Annotated in this window: 16 protein-coding genes; 9 read left to right on the top strand and 7 right to left on the bottom strand. The window is 71.7% G+C overall.

Going from position 1 to position 14,143, the window contains the following annotated elements:
* Positions 1 to 5: 5 nt before the first annotated feature.
* Positions 6 to 557, bottom strand: a complete 552-nt coding sequence (locus MB828_RS17410) for a GNAT family N-acetyltransferase (RefSeq protein WP_301649001.1) — start codon at positions 555 to 557, stop codon at positions 6 to 8.
* Positions 558 to 608: 51 nt separating this feature from the next.
* Here MB828_RS17410 and MB828_RS17405 point away from each other — a divergent pair, with 51 nt between their 5' ends.
* On the top strand, positions 609 to 1,199 hold the full coding sequence (locus tag MB828_RS17405) for a TetR/AcrR family transcriptional regulator (RefSeq protein WP_301649000.1): 591 nt from the start codon (positions 609 to 611) through the stop codon (positions 1,197 to 1,199).
* An 87-nt stretch (positions 1,200 to 1,286) separates the two neighbouring features.
* Here the strand turns inward: MB828_RS17405 and MB828_RS17400 are convergent, their stop codons facing one another.
* Positions 1,287 to 2,306: an alcohol dehydrogenase catalytic domain-containing protein gene (locus MB828_RS17400; RefSeq protein ID WP_301648999.1), complete on the bottom strand. Its 1,020-nt coding sequence runs from the start codon at positions 2,304 to 2,306 to the stop codon at positions 1,287 to 1,289.
* A gap of 322 nt (positions 2,307 to 2,628) precedes the next feature.
* Here MB828_RS17400 and MB828_RS17395 point away from each other — a divergent pair, with 322 nt between their 5' ends.
* Entirely contained in the window at positions 2,629 to 3,198 is a 570-nt protein-coding gene (locus MB828_RS17395; RefSeq protein ID WP_301648998.1) for a TetR/AcrR family transcriptional regulator, read from the top strand.
* A 70-nt stretch (positions 3,199 to 3,268) separates the two neighbouring features.
* Here MB828_RS17395 and MB828_RS17390 read toward each other — a convergent pair whose 3' ends face one another.
* The gene (locus MB828_RS17390; RefSeq protein ID WP_301648997.1) at positions 3,269 to 3,841 is read right to left on the bottom strand and encodes a TetR/AcrR family transcriptional regulator; all 573 of its coding nucleotides are present in this window, start codon (positions 3,839 to 3,841) and stop codon (positions 3,269 to 3,271) included.
* Between the two features lie 168 nt (positions 3,842 to 4,009).
* Between MB828_RS17390 and MB828_RS17385 the strand changes: the two genes are divergently transcribed.
* From MB828_RS17385 to MB828_RS17365, 5 genes are all read left to right on the top strand, one after another.
* Positions 4,010 to 4,459, top strand: a complete 450-nt coding sequence (locus tag MB828_RS17385) for an SsgA family sporulation/cell division regulator (RefSeq protein WP_301648996.1) — start codon at positions 4,010 to 4,012, stop codon at positions 4,457 to 4,459.
* Positions 4,460 to 4,627: 168 nt separating this feature from the next.
* Positions 4,628 to 5,146 carry a hypothetical protein gene (locus MB828_RS17380; RefSeq protein WP_301649129.1) on the top strand — a complete coding sequence of 173 codons (519 nt, stop codon included), beginning with the start codon at positions 4,628 to 4,630 and terminating at the stop codon, positions 5,144 to 5,146.
* Positions 5,147 to 5,283: 137 nt separating this feature from the next.
* The gene (locus MB828_RS17375; RefSeq protein WP_301648995.1) at positions 5,284 to 6,159 is read left to right on the top strand and encodes an alpha/beta fold hydrolase; all 876 of its coding nucleotides are present in this window, start codon (positions 5,284 to 5,286) and stop codon (positions 6,157 to 6,159) included.
* A 160-nt stretch (positions 6,160 to 6,319) separates the two neighbouring features.
* Positions 6,320 to 7,021: an SDR family oxidoreductase gene (locus tag MB828_RS17370; protein WP_301648994.1), complete on the top strand. Its 702-nt coding sequence runs from the start codon at positions 6,320 to 6,322 to the stop codon at positions 7,019 to 7,021.
* Between the two features lie 222 nt (positions 7,022 to 7,243).
* Entirely contained in the window at positions 7,244 to 7,777 is a 534-nt protein-coding gene (locus MB828_RS17365; RefSeq protein ID WP_301648993.1) for a GNAT family N-acetyltransferase, read from the top strand.
* Positions 7,778 to 7,874: 97 nt separating this feature from the next.
* Here the strand turns inward: MB828_RS17365 and MB828_RS17360 are convergent, their stop codons facing one another.
* Positions 7,875 to 8,453, bottom strand: coding sequence for a TetR/AcrR family transcriptional regulator (locus tag MB828_RS17360; protein ID WP_301648992.1), 579 nt, complete (start codon positions 8,451 to 8,453; stop codon positions 7,875 to 7,877).
* An 89-nt stretch (positions 8,454 to 8,542) separates the two neighbouring features.
* Here MB828_RS17360 and MB828_RS17355 point away from each other — a divergent pair, with 89 nt between their 5' ends.
* Entirely contained in the window at positions 8,543 to 9,424 is an 882-nt protein-coding gene (locus MB828_RS17355; protein WP_301648991.1) for an SDR family oxidoreductase, read from the top strand.
* A 134-nt stretch (positions 9,425 to 9,558) separates the two neighbouring features.
* On the opposite strand, the gene MB828_RS17350 is transcribed toward MB828_RS17355, so the two are convergent.
* Both MB828_RS17350 and MB828_RS17345 read right to left on the bottom strand, forming a co-directional pair.
* Complete coding sequence (locus MB828_RS17350) at positions 9,559 to 10,305, bottom strand: phosphotransferase family protein (RefSeq protein WP_301648990.1); 747 nt, start codon at positions 10,303 to 10,305, stop codon at positions 9,559 to 9,561.
* 168 nt (positions 10,306 to 10,473) lie between these two features.
* Positions 10,474 to 10,989, bottom strand: a complete 516-nt coding sequence (locus MB828_RS17345; RefSeq protein WP_301648989.1) for a DUF2231 domain-containing protein — start codon at positions 10,987 to 10,989, stop codon at positions 10,474 to 10,476.
* Between the two features lie 222 nt (positions 10,990 to 11,211).
* Here MB828_RS17345 and MB828_RS17340 point away from each other — a divergent pair, with 222 nt between their 5' ends.
* Complete coding sequence (locus tag MB828_RS17340; RefSeq protein ID WP_133024204.1) at positions 11,212 to 11,583, top strand: STAS domain-containing protein; 372 nt, start codon at positions 11,212 to 11,214, stop codon at positions 11,581 to 11,583.
* Between the two features lie 136 nt (positions 11,584 to 11,719).
* Here the strand turns inward: MB828_RS17340 and MB828_RS17335 are convergent, their stop codons facing one another.
* Positions 11,720 to 14,119, bottom strand: a complete 2,400-nt coding sequence (locus tag MB828_RS17335; protein ID WP_301648988.1) for a glycoside hydrolase family 65 protein — start codon at positions 14,117 to 14,119, stop codon at positions 11,720 to 11,722.
* Positions 14,120 to 14,143: the final 24 nt, after the last annotated feature.

The raw sequence follows: 14,143 nt of genomic DNA, 5'->3' as shown, positions 1-14,143 counted from the left end.
GCCGGTCACCGGCGCCGGGCTCGCCATTCGGGGGCGAGGATCGCCCAGAGCTGCTTGTCGTGGCGCACGCCCTCATACGGCCATGCCTCGCGGCGCACCCCCTCCAGCGTCATGCCCAGCCGCTCGGCCACCGCTGCGCTGCGCTCGTTGTCGGCCCGGCAGTGCCATTCGGCCCGATGCAGGCCCCGGGACGTGAACGCCCAGTCCAGGAGCGCTCCGCAGGCTTGCGTGACCAGACCGTGGCCCTCGGCGGACGGCTCCAGCCAGCAGCCGATCTCACACGCGCCGGCGGCGGCGTCGAAGGCGGTGAACATCACACCGCCGACCAGCAGTCCGTCCCGCCGGATGCCGTACAGGCGGGCACCGTCGCCGGCCTGGCGCTCGGCGTACCGCTGCAGCGTGGCCCGTGCCCCGTCCACGTCCTCGGTGACGAACGCGGGCCCGACCCAGGGACGAATGTGCTCGCGGGCCCGGTCCAGATGGCCGGCGAACTCCTCGGCGTGCCAGACCTCCAGTGGACCGAGGCGAGCACCGTCGCGCAGCGACAGGGAGAACATGCGACCCTCCTCATTCTCATAACAAGCGTTGTGAGAATGTACCGTGGCTGCATGCCACGCACCAAGGGAGATCACGAGGCCCGTCGACGCGACGTCTCCACGGCGGTCTGGCAGGTCATGGCCACCCGTGGTTTCGCCGGCCTGACCCTGCGCGCCGTCGCCGCCGAACTCGGCGCGAGCACCGGCCTGCTCACGCACTACTTCCCCACCAAGCACGCGCTCGTGGAGTACGCCCTCGACCTGCTCGAACAGCGCACCGTGTCCCGGCCGCGCCGCCGTACGGGCGAAGGTCTGGCCGCCCTCAGGGACGCGTTGCTGGACATCCTGCCGCTCACCCCCGAGGCCACGGACAGCAACCGCATCTGGGTCTGCTCCTGGGACACCGCGCTTACCGACCCCGCCCTGAGCAGTGACTACGCCCGCAAGTACGCGCAGGGCCGGGACCGCCTGACCGAGCGGGTGAGCGCGGCGCAGGAGCTCGGCGAACTGCCCCCCGGCGACCCCGCCCGGACCGCGGCCGGAGCCCAGGCCTTCGTCCTCGGACTGGTCGTCCAGGCACTGCTCGACCCGGCGGCCTTCCCGCCCCGACGCCAGGTCGAACTCCTCGACGACTACCTGGCCTCCTTGACGGCCTCGCCCTGACGACGACCTGTCCCCAGGCGATACCCAGTAGCCCTTGAAGGAGCTGATGGCGGGCCGAGGGCGGCGGAAGGCCCGGGGACGCCGCCCTCAGATGCCGATGACCATGCGGAACCGCGCCTCGCCGCTCAGCATCCGGTCGTACGCTGCCTGTGCGTCGGTGAGCGACGCGTGCTCCACCATCGGCGCCACGTCGTGAGCCAGGGCGAAGGCCAGGTTCTGCTCGTTCTCCGCCGCGGTACCGGTGAGGGAACCCGACACCTGCACGGCGTCGAAGATCAGCTGACGCGGCGTGACCCGGACCGGCTCCGGCGACACCCCCACCAGGACCAGCCGGCCCCGCCGGGTCAGGCCCCCCAGCAGCGGACTCACGTCTCCGCCTGCCGCCGTGCCCAGGACCATCCGGGCGCCTCCGAGTGCGGTCAGGCGCTCGGCGGCGTCCGTGGCCCTGCTGTCCACGTAGTGGTGCGCGCCCAGCCGGAGGGCCAGTTCCTCCTTGTCGGCCCCGCGCGCGATCGCGACCACCCGCAGCGCCAGGGCACGCGCGTACTGGAGGGCCAGGTGCCCGAGGCCGCCGACGCCCTGCACGGCCACCAGGTCCCCGGCCACCAGGCCGCCCGGCTGCCGCACATGGTCGGCCAGGGCGTTGTACACCGTGAACCCCGCGCACAGCAGCGGTGCCACCCGGGTGGCACTCAGCTCCTCCGGCACGGCCACCAGCCCGGTCTGCCGGGCGTACATGTACTCGGCGTAACCACCGTCGACGTGCACACCCGTGTACGGCTGGTCGGTGCAGCCGACGAAGTCGCCCAGTCGGCAAGCCGCGCACACACCGCAGTGTCCGCCGAGGAAACCGACACCGACCCGGTCGCCCACGCGCCACCCTTCGACACCGTCGCCGAGGGCGTCGACACGGCCCACGGCCTCGTGCCCCGGAACGCGGCCGGTCTCCCCCTCCTCATGCGTATGCACGACGATCGAGTCGCTGTGGCAGACACCGCACGCCTCGACCCTGATCCGCACCTGCCCCGGACCTGGCGGCACCAGCTCCCGCTCGGTGGGACGCAGGCCGCCGCCCGGGGCGACCTCGACTGCGCGATACGTGGTCATGAACAACTCCGTCCGAGGAAGTTCCGAGGAAGTCGAGAGTGCGGAAACAGGCGGTCCGTGTGTGTCCCCGCGAACATCCGTCCCAGCTTCGCGGGGGCCAGTGGAATGTTTGTGGCCGCGCTCTTGACCGCGGGCCGACACCCGCGCGCGAGAACGGCACGGCGCGGGGGCCGACTTGACTTTCCCAAGACGACCGGACACATTCATGGCGGCAGGGGCGACAACGATCACACCTGCCTCGAATGCGCCGCGTCGACCGCCCGGTCCACCAGCTTGCGGACGTGCCGTCCGTGCCGCCGCACACCGCCGAGGAGCGGAGAACATGCCACAGATCAGTGTCCGGGAACGACTGGTCGACAACGCGGTGGACGTGTTTCGCCGCAAGGGGTTCAGCGGTGCGAGCATCCAGGACGTCACCGAGGCTGCAGGTGTGCCGAAGGGGTCCGTCTACAACCACTTCCGCAGCAAGCAGGACCTCGCCGTGGAGATCGTCCTGCGCTACGCGCGTGCCGCCGACCACTCGATCCTCGAGGGTCCGGGTCCGGCCCTGGAACGCCTGCGGGGGCATCTGATCGCGCAGGTCGAGCGTATCCGCGACTCCGGAATCGAGTTCGGATGTCTGCTCGGCACCTTCGCCAGCGACGGCGCCAACGCCGGCGAGAAAGTCAGGGAGGCGGTCCGGGAGGCACTGGACGGCTGGACCGACGCGCTGACCGCCACGATCGCCGACGGTCAGGCGTCAGGCGAGATCACCACCGCGTGGTCCGCTGCCGCGCTGGCCGCATTCCTGCTGGACCTGTTCGAAGGCGCCGCACTGCGGGCCAGGACCACGGCCGATCACGCGCTCATGTCCGAGGAGGTGAGCATCGCCCTCGAAGCGTTGCGTCCCTGAGGTGCGGCCGGTGTTCCGGTTCCCCGGAGGAACCTGCCGCCAGGCCCGCGTCGGCCGGAGCAGTTCGCTGTCAGGGCCTGAGGGCTTTGAGGGCCAGGTCCAGGGAGCGCATGGCCGCGGCCTCGTCCCGGGTCGCCTTGCCGCGCAGCCCCGCGCCCTCGAAGGCGTCGATCAGGAAGGCCGCGAGGTCGCTCGCCGGCTCCTGGGACGTGATCTCACCGGCTCGCTGCCCCTCCTCGATCACCGGCGTCAGCACACCTATCCACGCGGCGATGCTGCGGCGGACCACCGTACCGACCTCGTCGCCGACCGCCGGGCCCTCGCTCGCCATGGTCATCAGCAGGCATCCGTACTCCACCCCGGTGGAGTTGGTGCGCGAGGCCTGGGCGGCGAAGTGTGCGCGCAGCTGTTCCAGCGCCGGGAGGTCCTGGGCGCCGAGCATGCTCAGGTCCGTCCCGCGGCTGTACCGGCGGACGATCTCGGCGGCGAGTTCCTGCTTGCTCTTGAAGTGGTTGTAGAAGGAGCCCTTGGGTACTTCCGCAGCGTTGGTGATGTCCGCGACGCTGGCGCCATTGAACCCCTGCTGACGGAACACGGTCTCCGCGTGCTCGATCAGCTTCCCTATGACGCTCACCTGAGGCATACGGCCAATATGGCCGGTCTGCTTGAGATTGTCAAAAGCCCATGACCTGCCGTTTCAAGCTGAGGGGTGGGTGAGGCAGCCGGGGCGCGACCGGCGTTGACTTTCAAGACGACCGGTCATATTGTGCTCCTCGGCGGGAGTCGACGACGACGAAGAGGCACCGGGCGCATGACTGACACATCCGACCGCGGCGACGGCTCGCGGTATCCGCTCTCGGAACTGCGCACCAGCCTTCACCTCCTGTCGGCACCCCCAGGAGACAGCACGGTCGAATGCGCCTTCCGCTACGGCACCGACGGTCCGCTCGCCGTGCGCCTGGAGTTCCATGTCTCCTCGGACGTCCACGTCACCTGGGTGGTGGGGCGCGATGTCCTCATCGCCGGAGTCCAAGGCCTCAGCGGGAACGGCGATTTCAAGGCCTGGCCCTCGCGTGCGAGGTCCGGCACCCCCCTGCTCTACCTGAGACTGGAACGCCCGCAGGGGAACGCGACCTTCGCGGCCGACCTGAGTGAGGTACGCGGGTGGCTCGAGCACACCTGCGAACTCGTGCCCGCCGGTGCCGAAGACACTCTGCTGGACTGGGACAGCCTCACCGGGGCGTCGCTGCCGCCCGCCTGACGAGGTTTGCCGGCCCCGGCCCCGGCACGTCACACCCACGGCGGTCGCATGTCTTCCGCTCACTCGTCTCGTGTGGGTATTCCTGAGTACGATGCGCAGGTCACCCACACGCAAGGGAGTGAGGCTGTGCCCACCCAGTCAGCCGCCGCCACGGTCCGGTCGCGATACATGGAGCAGGCCGCGTCCGATCTGGAGGACAACCGCCGGCAGCAGCAGGAGCTGCAACGCCAGCTCGAGACCCTGCGTCAGGAGGAGAAACTGCTCCTGGACATCCTCAACCTGGCAGAGCACTCCACCACGGTGCCGGAGCAGGCACGGGGCACCGAGCCGGAAGCCGCGCCGAGTCCGGAGGCGACGGAGGAGTCCGCGACTCGTCCGCGCGCGGTCAAGGCCGCGAGGCGAGCCGCCTCACGCAAGGTCAAGGCCCCACGGGGACGGACCGGGCCGCGCCCCCTCCTCGGGGACCTGCTGCTGGACCAGCTGAAGAAGCACGACACTCCGCGCCTGGCCAAGGAGTTGCGCGAAGAGCTGATCGAGGCGCATCCCGACCGGGTCCCCACCCCTCAGGTCGTGCGCAACACCCTGGAGGGCCTGGTCGCGAAGGGCCGCATCCGACGCCACAAGCAGGACCGGTCGGTCACGTACACCCCGGTCGCATCGGACGGCGCCGCTCCCGGCCGCGACTGACCCGGCCGCGCGGCACGGCACCAACGGCCCCACGTGTCATCCGTGCGCCGGCGCGCCCGGGGTTCGCGTACGGTCAAATGTCCGATGGCCCGCGCCGCGGACGGCGTCAGACTCGTCGCCGTCCCTGTGCTCCTCGCATGACCGATGAGCACTTCACCGGCGCAGGAGTCAACGTCATGTACCACGAGACGCCGAACCGCAGGGCCCGAGCGGCCTCCGGCATCACCTACGCCTACCGCCGGTGCGGTCCGAGAGGTTCGCAACCTCCGCTGCTGCTCCTTCCACACTTCAGTGGCACGCTGGACAGCTGGGATCCCGCTCTGGTGGACGCGCTGGCTACGGAGCGTGATGTCATCGCCTTCGACAACGCCGGCGTCGGTCTCAGCACCGGCAGCACACCCCGTACCATCCGGGACACCGCCCTCGACGCCATGGCCTTCCTCCGGGCCGTCGAGGTGCGGGAAGTGGATGTGCTCGGGTTCTCCATGGGCGGGTACACCGCGCAGGAGATGACCCTGCTCCAGCCGGCCGCCGTCCGCCGCCTCGTCCTCGCGGCCACCGCCCCGCGCGGTGCACCGGGGATCCACGGACTGCGGGACGACGTGCTCGGCCACGTCTGTTCGGGCGAACCCCGGGCTCAGCACTACCTGTCCGCCTTCTTCAACCACACCGAGGCCGGCCAGCGCAGTGGCCTGGAATTCTTCGGCCGTTACATCGAGCGGGAGCGGGACCGGGATCTGCCGGTCAGCGCGGCGGCCCGGGAAGCCCAGTCCGCGGCCTTGCTCGAGTGGGGCGTGCCCGACGGGGGCGCGCCGTACGGACTCGGCGCGATCCGGCAGCCCACACTCGTCGCGGGCGGGGACAGTGACCGGGTCGTCCCGCCCTCGGCATTCCGGCTGCTCGCGGGTTCGCTGCCCGACGCCCGCGCACATCTGTACCCCGACTCCGGACACGGCTTCCTGTTCCAGTACCACGAGGAGTTCGCGCGGGAGGTCCTGGACTTCCTGCGCTGAGGAGACCGCACATGTCGAGACATGTGTGCGTCAACTTGACGGGGAGCGTTGAGCACATGTGTCATGGCGGGTGCGTCCTCTCCGCGTGTCTTTCTCACACGTGTGCCAGCGTGACGGTTGGTTCGGAAATCCGGGGGACGGTTCTTCTGAGGAGCTGGACATGACATCGCTTGAAAACGCAGTGGTCCTGGTCACCGGCGGCGGTCGCGGGCTGGGGCGCGCACTCGTCGAGGAGGTGCTGGCGCGCGGCGCGGCCAAGGTGTACGCCACGGCACGGGACCCTCGCTCGGTGACCAACCCGGACGTCGTGCCGGTGGCCTTGGAGGTGACCGATCCGGCGTCGGTGGCGGCAGCGGCCGAGTCGGCGAAGGACGTCACCGTACTCATCAACAACGCGGGCGTCTCGGTGCAGGCGTCGTTCCTCACCTCGCCGGTCGAGGACATCCGGCGCGAGTTCGAAACGAACTTCTACGGCCCCCTCCAGGTCACCCGCGCCTTCGTTCCGGTCATCGAGGCCAACGGCGGCGGCCACATCCTGAACGTCCACTCCGTCCTCTCCTGGATCGGTGTGGCCGGTTCCTACAGCGCGTCCAAGGCGGCCCTGTGGTCGCAGACCAACTCCCTGCGGCTGGAGCTGAAGCCACGCGGTATCGATGTGACCGGTCTGCATGTGGGCTACGTCGACACCGACATGGCAGCGGACGTCGACGCGGCCAAGTCCAGCCCGGAGGCGGTCGCCGCGCTCGCCGTCGACGGAGTCGAGTCCGGGGCCTACGAGGTGCTCGCCGACGACCTGTCCCGGCGCGTCAAGGCGGGCCTGGCCGCGGACATCGAGACGCTCTATCCGCAACTCGGGAAGTGACGTCGGCGGGCCGACGGGCCGGCCGGCCTCGGAGGCGTTCGGCTGACCTACCGGCATCGGGACAGCCGGCGCCCCGGCACCAGCAGTCCCGAGCCACCGTGGGGCGGCCCGGCACCAGTGCTCCCGAGCCACCGTGGGGCGGCCCGGGAGTACTGGTGGGAACGGCACGGGTGGCGGCCGCCGGATTACGTGGCCGGCGTCCGTCTCCGGCAGGATGGGCGTATGACCGAGATCCGCACACCCCGTCTCCTCCTGCGTGGCTGGCACGACGACGACCTGGTGCCCATGGCAGACATCAACGCGGACCCGCGGGTCATGAGGTGGGTCGACGACGGCTCGGTGCGCGACCTGGACGAGACGGCAGAGGCGGTCGAGCGCTGGGAGGAGGAGTGGGACGAGGAGGGCTTCGGGCTCTTCGCCGTCGAAGTGCTGGCCTCGGGCGAGCTGATCGGCCTCACGGGACTGTCCGTGCCCTGGTTCCTGCCGGAGGTGATGCCCGCCGTGGCGATCAGCTGGCGGCTGGGCCCGCAGTTCTGGGGCCAGGGATACGCTTCGGAAGCGGCGCACGCCACGCTGGAGTTCGCGCTCCAGGACCGCGGCCTGGACCGCGTCATCAGCATCAACCGGGTGGGGGACAACGCCTCCGAGAACGTCAGCCGCAAGCTCGGCATGGTGCCCGAGCGGGAGACGGTGCACCCGGTGTACGGCTTCCCTCTCCGCGTTCACGCCATCGATCTGACCGAGTTCGAGGCGTAGCCCGGCCGGGCCGTCGGTCAAGCACGGGGCCGCCGGCGCGCGACCCGTCGCCGCCTTGCGGTTGCCCGCGGCCGCGCCCGCGTGTGAGGCCGCCGACTCAGCCCAGCGACGCGCTCGCCGCGCGCAGTTCACGCAGCGCCGCCAGGGTGTACCCGGCGAGGTCCTGCTTGCCGTCACGCTCACCCTCGGACCACTGGGCGAACCCCCGCTTGAAAGCGAGGACGCCCAGCTCGCCCGCCAGGGCCGCGGTCGCGTCGGGTACGCCTCGGGCGACCAGAGCGGTCGTCATCGCGGCCGCGAGGCTGACGCTCTTGAGGGCGTCACGCTCCTGAAGCTCGGCGCTCGCGGCGACGGCCGCCTTCAGGCGGGGAGCGAGCTCGCGGTTCATGGGTCCCATCGCCCCTGAGGCGCGCTCGAGGCCGGCGGCGACCGCCTCGAGCGGACTGGCGTCACCGGGCGCCTCGGCGATGCCCTCGGTCAGCAGCCGGCTCAGCGTCTCCTGCCCGGCCACCAGCAGTTCGCGCTTGTCGGGGAAGTGCCGGAAGAAGGTGCTCTTGGTGACTCCGGCGCGCTCGGCGATCTGCGCGACCGTCGTGGCGTCGTACCCCTGCTCGGTGAACAGGTCGACGGCGGCCACCACGAGGCGTTCCCGTGCGCCTGGTTCCCATCTGCCCATGGTCGCCATCATAGGCGATGGGACTCTTGTCCCATCACTGCGCTAGAGTGATGGGACAAGAGTCCCATCACTTGTCCGGGAGTTTTCCCATGCGTGTTTTCGTCACAGGTGGCACCGGTCTGATCGGTTCCGCCGTCATCGCCGAGCTGCTCCGCAACGGCCACACCGTCCTCGCGCTGGCCCGCTCCGACGCGTCCGCGCTCGCCGCCGAGACCGCCGGCGCGGAGCCGCTCCGAGGAGCCCTCGCCGACCTGGACATCCTCCGGGCCGGCGTCGCCCGGGCCGACGGGGTGATCCACCTGGCCTTCGGCAACGACTTCAGCAGTCCCGAGGCCGTCGCCAGGTCGGTCGCCGAGGAGAGTGCCGCCCTCGCGGCCCTCGGCGAGGAACTCGTCGGCAGCGACCGCCCCTTCGTCACCGTGTCGGGCACGCCCTGGGTGCCGGGCCGCGTCTCCACCGAGGCCGACCCGCTGCCGACCGACGGTCCGGTGGGCGGGCGCGGGCGCGCGGTCACGGCGGTCCTGGGCCTGGCCTCGCGCGGGGTCCGGAGCACGGCCGTACGCATGCCGCGCACCGTTCACCACCAGGGCGCGGGCGGGTTCGCCGGCCTGCTGACCGACATCGCACGCCGGACCGGCGTGTCCGGCTACCCGGGTGACGGCGCACAGCGCTGGCCGGCCGTGCACGCGCTCGACGCGGCAGTCCTCTTCCGACTCGCCCTGGAGCAGGCGGAAGCAGGTACTTCCTGGCACGCCGTGGCCGACGAGGGGGACGAGGTGCGCGACATAGCGGCGGTCATCGGCCGCCGCCTGGGCCTGCCGGTGCGGTCGGTGCCGACGGAGACCTTCGGCCCACTCGGCCAGATCTTCGCGACCGACCAGCCCTCGTCCAGTGCCCACACCCGGCAGGCGCTCGGCTGGGAGCCGAAGCACCCGGGCCTGCTGGAGGACCTGGAGAACATCCACCGCTGACCGGCGACCGAGCGAGCGCGCCGACCGGCCGCCGAGCGAGCGCGCCGACCGGCGACCGAGCGAGAGGTTCGTGCAGGCGGCGGGTCCGCGGGTACGCCCAGGTCAGGACCGGGTGCCGGTACGAGCGACCGTCCTCACATCCGGGCCCTCAGCACGTCGACCTCGCAGCCCGGCGCGAAGGCGTCGAAGCCGTGCTCCATCAGCCAGCGGACGATCAGCAGGCTGCGCAGCGACCACCATCCGCGGATCACGTCGAGGTCGACGTCGATACCGTAACCGGCGATGACGTCGTCGAGGCGGTCCTCGTGTCCGAGCGTGAAGGTGGCGAGGTCGTACAAGGCGTCTCCCTGGCCCGCCTCGGACCAGTCGATGATGCCCGTCACCTCGTCGCCGTCGACGAAGAGGTGCGCGATCTGGAGGTCGCCGTGCGTGAAGGCCGGCGTCCAGGGCCGGAGCGCGGCCTCGGCGACCTGGCGGTTGCGGCTGATCAGGTCGGCGGGCAGAACGTCGTTCGCCACCAACAGGCCGCATTCGGCGTCGAGTTCCGCGGCCAGCGCGACGACACCGCGGCCGGCCCGGCCCGGCCGTGGCGGCAACGGCGCGTCGTGCAGCTTCCGGATGGCGGCGCCCGCCGCGGCCCACGCCGCGGGCGACCCGGTCGCCGGCCCGCCGAGCCGCCCGAGCGTCGTCCCCGGGAGTGCGGCGATCGCGAGCACCGGCGGCCTGCGCCACAGGACCGCCGGGGTCGGGACCGGCGCGAGGGCCATCGCCTCGACCTCGGCGTCGACGCGCGCCTGATCGGCGTCCACCTTCAGGAACACGTCGCCGACGCGCAGCGTCGCGCGCTCGGAATGAGCTACGACGACTTCGACCTCATCCATGGGCGACCAGTATCCCGGGGACGGTCACCGGCGTCGCCGGGTTTTCGCGGACGGCACCGCCGCGTCTTCGCCTACGGCACCGCCAGGCTTGCGCGTGCGGCACCGCCGACTCTTCGCGAGCGGCACCGACCTCCGAACGGGTCGGGCCCCGCTCTTGTCAGGGGTGGGTCAGCGCGCCGTGTCGCCGTTCGAGGCCGACTGGGAGAAGCCGTCGTGCCATGCGGCCTTCGCGCCGGAGTCTCCGATGCGGTAGACGTCCACCACGGCGCCCGCCGCCACCGCCAGGGACAGGACGACCGCCGCCACGCGCACCGGCGTGGTGGTCCAGAACGAACCGCCCGCGGAGTCCGGGCCGGCTGCCGTGGCCGGACGGGCGGCCCACCAGACCAGCGCCGCCAGAGCGAACAGGCCCACGGTCCACGGGAGCAGGCCGTCGCCGAGTTCGGCGTGCCGACGGACCAGGGCGTCGTCGCTGACGTGCCGTTCCAGCCATTCACCGGCCTGCGTGGTGAGCGGCACGCCGAGCAGCGTGACCAGCGCCAGCACCGGCAGCACAAGACCCATGCGGCGGGCGGCTCGCCGCGAGACCGCCGCGGCCACGAGCGCCAGCGCGGTCAAGGGCACGAGCACCACGACGAGGTGCACGAGCAGGACGTGTGCGGGCAGGCCGTTTATCAGGGTCATGGACAGATCCTCGGAGGAGTCGGTGAGGGGCGCCGGTACGACGGCGCGTCAGCGTCGCACAGGAACCTCTCAGGAACCTCTGAACGCGGCCGCCCGGCGCCGGACCCCGCGCGCGCCGGGACAGCCACCTGCCTCATGAATCGGTCACGACAAACCGGTCCATCCCGTGCAGTCGCCGGGGTTCTCTCCCACTTGTCGGATCTTCACGGCATACTCACCGGCATGAGTCCCGCGAACGGCGGCGAGAGCCGGCCGGATCCGACCACGTCGCACGCGCCATCGCTGCCTCGCCTGACCCAGTACGAGCAGGAGGGTGCCTGGGTGGTGGCCGCCCACGGCGCCTTCGACCTCGATTCCGCTCCCCTGCTGGCCTCGGCCCTCCAGGACGCGGCCACCACTCACACGACGGTCGTCGTGGACGCGGCCGCGGTGACCTTCGCCGACTCCACCGTGCTGAACGTGCTGTTGCAGTTCCACCGCGGCCACCGTCTGCGTCTGGCCAGGCCGGCCCGCCAGTTCCAGCGCGTACTGGAACTGACCGGCGCGGACCAGGTCCTGGACATCCGGCCGACGGTCGCCGACGCGGTCGCCTGAGCGCCCGTTCCGACTCCGCCGGGCCGGTCGGCAGGCCTGTCGGGCGTCCCGCGGCACCGGGGTGCGCCGGCCGCCCGTCCTGGACTCGGTCCCGGTGCTGCGTCGCGCGCACGCTGATCCGGCGCCCGGCCGGCCCTCACGCGGGGCGGGCCGCCCCGTGCGCGGGCGGACCGTCGTGGTCAGGGAGAACCAGCACGCAGGTGTCCCCCGGTTCGACGCACACCGCACGGTCGGGCAGCCTGATGTCGACCGGTCCCTCGTCGGACGACGGGACGGTCACCTCCAGCCGTCCGCGCCGCAGCCGCAGCCGTATCCCCCAGTGCTCGCGGTAACGGAGGGACACGCCGTACGACGACAGGCCGGGCAGCGGAACCGGGTCGAACCAGAGTGCCCCGTCCCGGGTCTCCAGGCCGGTCAGCCCACGCTGGACGAGGTCGAGGGTGCCCGCCATGGCGCCCAGGTGGATGCCCTCGCCGGTGGTGCCGCCCTGGACGTCGGCGACGTCGCCGCGCAGGGTCTCCTGGACGAACGTCCAGGCATCGGCGCGCCGGGCGCGGGCCAGGACCCAGCCGTGCACCAGGCCGCTGAGCGTGGAGCCGTGGCTGGTGCGGCACAGGTAGTGGTCAACCGTGCGGAGCCAGCTGTCCTCGTCGAGTTCGTACCCCAACTGCCCGAACAGCGCGCGGAGTTCGGCGGGCGAGAAGAGGTAGCCGAGCATCAGGACGTCGGCCTGCTTCGAGGCCTTGTAGCGGTTGACGGTGTCACCCTCGGCCTCCAGGATCCGGTCCAGGCGGCGGATGTCGCCGTATCGTGCGCGGTAGCCGTCCCAGTCGAGTTCGGCGAGGTCGCCGTAGCCCTCGAACTGGCTGATGACGCCGTCGTGGAAGGGAACGTGGAGGGTGCGGGACACCTGCTGCCACCGTCGGCGTTCGGCGTCGTCCAGGCCGGTGCGTTCGACGAGTTCACGGCGGCGCGGTTCGGGCAGGGAGGCCACCAGTTCCAGGGTGCGGGTCAGTACCCAGGCGGCGGTGACGTTCGTGTAGGCGTTGTCGTCGAGGCCCGGCTCGGCGGCGCCGGGGTAGGCGTCGTGGTACTCGTCAGGACCCATCACACCGCGGATGCGGTGGCGTCCGAGGCGGTCGTCCCAGGTGGCCGAGTCCGCCCAGAAACGGGCGATCTCCAGCAGCATCTCGGCGCCCTCGGTGTGCCGGAACCGGGTGTCGCCGGTCGCCTCGCAGTACCGCCACACGTTGTAGGCCACCGCCGAGCCGACGTGCCGCTGGAGACGGGAGTGGTCCGGCAACCAGCGTCCCGAGCGTGGGTTGAGGTGCAGCGCCTGGGACTCCTCGCGTCCGTCGGCGGCGCTCTGCCACGGGTACATCGCGCCGCGCCGGCCGATCGCGCGGGCGGCGGCGCGGGCCCGTTCCAGGCGACGGTACCGGTAGCGCAGCAGGGCGCGGGAGACCTCGGGGAGGCGCAGGTCGAGGAAGGGCAGGACGAACAGTTCGTCCCAGAAGACATGCCCGCGGTAGGCCTCGCCGTGCAGACCCCTGGCCGGGACGCCGACGTCCAGTTCGGCGGTGTGCGGGGAGAGCGTCTGGAGCACGTGGAAGAGGTGCAGGCGCAGGACGCGGCCCGCCTCCCCGGGGACGTCGAGGGCGGTCCGTCGCCACAGCCGGCTCCAGGCGTCCCGGTGGGTCCTGAGCAGAGCGTCGAATCCGGGCGCGCCGCCGGCCCGGTCGACGGCGGCGCCCAGCGGCTCGGCGATCGCGGGGTCGCGGGAGGTGTGCAGGGCGACGGTCCTGTCGACGGTGCGGGTACGGCCGGGTGTCAGCACCGGCCGCAGCCGCTGTACGGCCCGCAGCAGGCCGTCTCCCGCCGAGACCGGGGCGTCCGCGGTGAGTCGTGCGGCCATACCGATACGGATGTCCGAGGTGTGGGTACGGCAGCCGAGCCACACCGTCTCCGGGGAGGCGGTTCCGGTACGGACATCAGCCAGGTGACGGCCGGCCAGGTCGCGGTAGCGGGGCACACCGGCGTTGCGGACCTCGCCGTCGAGCGCCGCCTCGACCTCCAGCTCACCGGCGAAGCCCTGGGCGGTGAACTCGGTGCGCAGGGCGGCGAGATGCGGGTCCGCCATGTGCACCAGGCGCAGCTGGCGGACGTCCAGCACCCGCCCGGCGCCGAGCCCGTAACGGGTCCGCCGCTCCAGCACCCCGTCGGCCAGGTGCAGGACCTGCCGGTGTTCCAGCACCGGCGCGGTGTCCGGGGTGAGCCAGTCGCCGCCCGCCGGCCGGAACCGCAGCGGCAGCCAGTTCGGGAGGTTGACCAGGTCCTCGTTCTCGACCCGGTGTCCGGCGACCTCGGAGGTGAGCCGGTCGAAGCAGCCGGCCGCGTAGGTGCCCGGGTAGTGGACGTCGTCCGCGGCGCACTCCGGCAGCGCGCCCCGGGTGGCGAAGTACCCGTTCCCGAGCGTGCACAGGGATTCCCTGAGCCGCTCGTCGGCGGGCACGTAACCGTCGTACTCCCACTTCACCGGGTCGCTCCCTTCAGGTCGGCG

Source organism: Streptomyces arenae, from assembly GCF_022343545.1.
GTDB lineage: Bacteria > Actinomycetota > Actinomycetes > Streptomycetales > Streptomycetaceae > Streptomyces > Streptomyces humi.
This window is presented reverse-complemented; position numbering and strand designations above follow the sequence as displayed.